The following is a 1,189-nucleotide window of genomic DNA, read 5'->3' as shown; positions in this document are numbered from 1 at the left end:
ATTATATAATTCATTTCAAAAGGAATGAAAAATGCAAATGCAATGTATGGCAGGTCATGTGGAGTATAAATTCGCATGATGCATTTTTCATCCTTTATAGAAGAAGGACAAACGTATTTGGTTATATAATCGTGTGTGGAAACAAAGGGGAATTCATACAAACACAATATCATCTGTCCTTCTTCCATTCTTACTATGTGCTAATATTTGGTTTTTTATACCAATGAAAATGAGTTGCAATAAAAAAAGAGGCGAAGGAAATCGCCTCTGTTGTACATATAAACCAAAAACATAAGAGAGTAAGATATGTATTGTATTCTACGTTTGGTGTTAAATACCTTTTTTATTTTGATTTTTTCTTTCATTATGTAAAAAAACGAGTACCGGTGACGGAGTACCCGTTTTTTAGAAATTTACCGTGTTAAGGAAGGTGCTCAAGATACTATATGTAAATATTGGTTATTTGTAACCAAAATTAAAAATAAATTTGGTTTATATAACTAAAAAAATACAGAAAGTTAACAATGTGAAGTTTATGTAAGGAATCACAAATGCATAGTGTTAAAAAAATTGGTTTAAAGAAAATGTATAAGGATTGAATAAAGGGATATCTTATGTAAACTAAATAAACATTGATATAACAGTTGGTTCTTGATTTATCTACTAAAAATAAATAATGTTATAGGAAGTCACTTTGTATATTTAATTCGTTTTTATGCATAAATTAAACTCATCTGTGATAAGGACACGCTTGTCTATTTATTTACATACGATATAGAAGAAAATCGTAAATTGTGACACACCTTAGTAAGACTCAAAGGGAGGACTATATTATTATGTTTTTCTCAAACCTATGTGGAGTAGAGGAAGTTCCCGCAGTAGAAACAATGGCTCGAGGAAAGGCATATTTTGTATTAAGTCAGGATAATCGTAGTTTAGAGTTTAAATTGAGATTATATGCACTAGATCAGGTAACAATGGGGCATCTACATTTAGGTCCAAAGGGGACCAATGGTCCTGTTGTGGGGTTTTTATTTGGACCAATTGAAAAACCTATTTCAATAGAATATGCTATTTTTACAGGAGAAATTACTCAAGCTAATTTAGTTGGTTCATTAGCAGGTCATTCGTTAAGGGATCTTGTAAATGAAATTAATGTTGAAAATATTTATATTAATGTTCGTACTGT

General features: G+C 30.0%; 1 protein-coding gene. It reads left to right on the top strand.

The annotated features are described in order from the left end of the window. Nucleotides 1-836 precede the first annotated feature (836 nt). On the top strand, nucleotides 837-1,189 hold a 353-nt coding region (locus tag PDL00_RS34650), incomplete at its 3' end, for a CHRD domain-containing protein (RefSeq protein ID WP_270733844.1).

The sequence above is a fragment of the Bacillus cereus group sp. TH152-1LC genome (assembly GCF_027710505.1).
GTDB classification, from domain to species: domain Bacteria; phylum Bacillota; class Bacilli; order Bacillales; family Bacillaceae_G; genus Bacillus_A; species Bacillus_A mobilis.
Note: the sequence above shows the minus strand (reverse complement) of the source record. Positions and strands in the feature narration are given on the sequence as shown.